This window comes from Mangrovicoccus sp. HB161399, assembly GCF_013184745.1.
GTDB lineage: Bacteria > Pseudomonadota > Alphaproteobacteria > Rhodobacterales > Rhodobacteraceae > Mangrovicoccus.
On the sequence record NZ_JAATVU010000164.1, the window covers coordinates 1 to 3,883 of the forward strand.

Consider the following 3,883-nt stretch of genomic DNA (forward strand, 5'->3'; position numbering starts at 1 on the left):
CTGCGCCGAGAGGCAAGGAAAGGCTGGAAGATCGCGCATTCACGCCCAGCAAAACGGAAACCGTTCCGCTCGCCCGACTATTTCAGCAGCCTGTTAATAATTGCTAACGTACATCGAAGTGTGTCGTGCGCTCTCCCCAAGAGCTTATAGGCTGGGTAATTGGTTATGCTGTTCAGGTGCTTGCATGGCTCGCGGTGTGCCAAGCCGCCTCCTAGAGTGGCTTGGCCCCGCTTCTTGGAGATCACGCCCTTTTCATAGCACGACGTTCGCTGTCTGTTCCGCGAGTCGCCGTGCCCCACTATCTCCACGCTCTCTGTCGCTGCGGCCATTGGGGCCGGGTGCCGGTGCGGTGCCTGACATGTCGGCGTTTGACCGGCCTGCCATCGTGGTGCGCCTGCGGTTTATGTCGAGCCGGAGGTCTGAGGGGGCGGCAACGATTGAGGCCGGGGCTCATGCTCCGGCCTCTTGCTGCCGTGTTGCGGTTCCGGCTTGGTGGCTCAGAAATCGCTGGGTCCGTTGCTGGAAAATGCCGGGCGTGGCGTGAACGCGGCGGTAAATTGTACCTGGTCCGCGAGGCGGTCATTGTCATCGAAGACAAGATACTCGACGTCCACCTCGCCGGGTTCGTCCACGTCGTCCAATTTCTGAGGGCGCGGCTCCCGGTAGTCGAACCCGAGGTCCTCGGCGGATAGCGATTTCAGGCGCTCGATCTCGGAGCGGACCGCGGCTTCCGTGCCGGTGAAAATGGTGTCGTCGAATTCCCGAATGGTCCACATTGTCCTTCCTCCCGTCCTCTGTGATCCTTCCATTCTATATATATAGGAATTAAAATGCGTCGGTGCCGAAGGAAAGGGCCAAGACGCTGCTCTACGTTCTCTGCCGCTGCGGCCATTGGAGCCGGGTGCCGGTGCCTGACCTGTCGACGTTCGACCGGCCAGCCATCGTGGCGCGGCTGCGGTGCTCGGTGTGCCGCGCGGCATTGCCGTGGGAGGTTGCCTAATCGCTCAAATGCAATTTTTGTGCTATGGGAAATGGCTGACGCACGCCTTGGCAGATGTCTGTGGAATGGAGACAAGCATGCAAAACGGTTTCTATGGCTTGGCACTCGTTTTGACTTCGGCCTTGTGTGCGCCGGATCCTGGGATAGCAGCTTCAGCCTACTGGAACCTGTTCAACATCGAAGGCGAGAACGCGATCGACTCGGCCTACGTCACCTACGGCTCGCTGGAGGACATGCTCACCGACAGCAACCGGACGGGCCAATTCTCGCCTGACACGACAGGCGCGGCAGCGCGGAACGTTGTGGGCTCGGGGGGATTCTTCGTGCCGACCATGCCGCCGGTCCCTGTTCCGGTCCCGGCGCTTCTGCTGGCCAGCGCCCTCGGGTGGCTGGTTGTGGTCCGGCGCAGATTTGTCGATCTTTGAGTTCCCGGTACTCTTTGCTCTAGCTCTGACGCTGCCCCACGCTCTTCACGTTCTCTGCCGCCGCGGCCATTGGGGCCGGGTGCCGGTGCCTGACCTGTCGGCGTTCGACAGGCCTGCCATCGTGGCGCGGCTGCGGAGTTGACCGAAAGGGAATAGGATCACCTGTTCGTGGCTAGACGTGCTGCCATGCCTGGTGAGGTCTCTTTCGGATTCCGGAAACCACAGGCAGCCTCTCGCCGTTTCTGATTATGGACGTGGGCCTCAATTCTTCCGAGTGTCGACGAAATTCCGATGCTGCGGCATCAAACGTAAGAGAGCCTCCACGTGTATCGTAGAACCTCAGCTCTCCGAAATGGCCTTGCAGTGCACCTCCATCGCTTGGTCGCGGATGGCGCTCTGCGTAGGCGAAGACAGGCTCTTCCACCCCATTTCTGCCGCAACATAAGATTTCATCGAATGGCAAGAAATCCATAGTGCCTCCAATGCACCGATGATTCAGCAGGATAATGCTCTCTGGACTTTGGAACTGACACACATGGCAACTGAATGCCTTCACATTATCGCATTCTGCAATCCATATTTGATGTATTAACGATATTCAACTCTGACTTGTTTTGATGCCGGGTGCCGGTGCCTGACCTGGCGGCGTTCGACCGGCCTGCCATCGTGGTGCGGCTGCGGTGCTGGGTGTGCCACGCGGCGGGGCAGGTGGTGGAGACGCGGCTCGGGTGGGATGCCGGGGCGAACCAGACGACCGGAGCGCAGCGGGAGTCAGACTCCTGATATCAAGCAGTCGAATGTCACGCGCCAGCCTTTTTCGTGACCATTGGATGAAGTTCTGCACCAGGTATTCCGTTTCATATGCAAAATGCGCCGAGATTTTTGAAATTTTATTGCACCTTGGTTTACCGATTGTATCTTTGTTAAATGATTTTAGGATATGGGTTTAATAGAGCCGAGGCAGAATTGCGTTCTGCTGGAGCAGAAAAGGTCTTTCTTGATGTCCCCGGGTCACTGCGGCGGGAACGGGCGGAGATGGTTAGGAATGCGGTCGGATCCGGAGACGTCGTGCTGGTTTTCTGTATTCGCGACTTGGGAAGTTCGGCTCGAGACGCCCGGCTGTGGCGCGAAAGGTTAGAAGCGCTCGGCGCGGATCTGGAGGAATTGTTTCCCCCTGATCCAAAGGCACGAAAAGGGCGCGGCCGACCAGCCAAATTCGTGCCGCGCGACGAGGCGCAGGACTGCGCCATGATGCGAATCTGGCTCGACGGGGGCCTTACCGAAGAGGAGCGGCGTCACCGGATCCACTACATCTTCGGTCAACCTGTACCGCGGCACCGGCTGGTTTGGAGATACGGCTCTCCGTCGGATCCGAAGCCACCCCGGCTGTGGGACAAGTGACCTCTGCAACGAGTGCGGCCGGGGTTCACGCCCCGGCCTTTTTCGGGACCGCTTGGCGGATTGAACCGATCATGGCCGATTTGCCGCATGAAGTCTGACAATGCGTCGAGATCGTGTTAACGTAGCGAAATAATTTATGGGAGGAATGATTGTGAAGTACCTTGCCATCTCCGCCACGGCGGCAGTCATGTTTGCGGGCGCACCTGTCAGCGCTTTCACGGTCAGCTATAGCGATGCCTTTGCTCTGAGCGATGTCGAGATATCCGGCACGCTATCAGTCCCGCTCTTTGACAGTTCCTTGGGGACACTCACCGGGGTCACCTGGGAAATCACGGGAGCGATTGCCTCTATCCTGGGCGTTCAAAACGATTCATCCAATCCGATCGTTGGGTCTGCCCATACGACGGTGGATTACGATGTTGATTCCGCCCTGCTATCGCTTGGCGGTTCTCCCGATTTCAGCGTGTTCGGCACTACTGGCCTCGTGTCTCTCGGTGTTGGCGCTAGTGCTTTGTTTCCAGTAACTGCAACTAACACGCTGTCCGGCAGCGAAACGCCAAGCTCCTCGTTCTTTCTGCCGGGCACGCTCGATGTGTCCTTTCTGACCGATACCTCCTTCGGCGGGAGCGGGTTTGGCGGGGACATAACCATATCCCAGGCAACCGATGCCGGAATCTCGCTCTCGGTGACGTATGAGTACGAGACAGCGGCGGTACCACTTCCCGCGGGACTGGCACTGTTGATGTCCGCCCTCGGGATCACTGGCCTCATGCACCGTCGTCAAGGATAGGCTCAGTTCAGGCGGCGTGTTGGTTCGAGAAGTTGGACGGTAGGCCGGGGTTCACGCCCCGGTCTTTTTCTTGTCATGACGTTCGCTGTCCATTTCGCGAGCCGCCATGCCACACTATCTCCACGCTCTCTGAGCAGTCGGTGTTCGTTCGACCGGGCCGTGGCTATTCACTAACAGGCTGCTGAAATAGTCGGGCGAGCGGAACGGTTTCCGTTTTGCTGGGCGTGAATGCGCGATCTTCCAGCCTTTCCTTGCCTCTCGGCGCAG

At 58.6% G+C, this 3,883-nt stretch carries 4 protein-coding genes; 3 read left to right on the plus strand and 1 reads right to left on the minus strand.

What is annotated here, in order from left to right:
• Positions 1 to 497 precede the first annotated feature (497 nt).
• Positions 498 to 776: a hypothetical protein gene (locus HCC78_RS31650; protein WP_172332681.1), complete on the minus strand. Its 279-nt coding sequence runs from the start codon at positions 774 to 776 to the stop codon at positions 498 to 500.
• 301 nt (positions 777 to 1,077) lie between these two features.
• On the opposite strand from HCC78_RS31650, the gene HCC78_RS31655 reads away from it, so the two are divergent.
• The 3 genes from HCC78_RS31655 (at position 1,078) to HCC78_RS31665 (ending at position 3,616) form a co-directional block, all read left to right on the plus strand.
• On the plus strand, positions 1,078 to 1,425 hold the full coding sequence (locus tag HCC78_RS31655; RefSeq protein WP_172332682.1) for a hypothetical protein: 348 nt from the start codon (positions 1,078 to 1,080) through the stop codon (positions 1,423 to 1,425).
• Positions 1,426 to 2,493: 1,068 nt separating this feature from the next.
• Positions 2,494 to 2,826 carry a hypothetical protein gene (locus tag HCC78_RS31660; protein WP_172332683.1) on the plus strand — a complete coding sequence of 111 codons (333 nt, stop codon included), beginning with the start codon at positions 2,494 to 2,496 and terminating at the stop codon, positions 2,824 to 2,826.
• Between the two features lie 151 nt (positions 2,827 to 2,977).
• Complete coding sequence (locus tag HCC78_RS31665; RefSeq protein WP_172332684.1) at positions 2,978 to 3,616, plus strand: choice-of-anchor E domain-containing protein; 639 nt, start codon at positions 2,978 to 2,980, stop codon at positions 3,614 to 3,616.
• The last annotated feature ends 267 nt before the right edge of the window (positions 3,617 to 3,883 follow it).

Excerpts from the sequence above, each read along its gene's own strand:
- HCC78_RS31650 (WP_172332681.1), bottom strand. The coding sequence starts at position 776 with ATGTGGACCATTCGGGAATTCGACGACACCATTTTCACCGGCACGGAA.
- HCC78_RS31655 (WP_172332682.1), top strand. The coding sequence starts at position 1,078 with ATGCAAAACGGTTTCTATGGCTTGGCACTCGTTTTGACTTCGGCCTTG.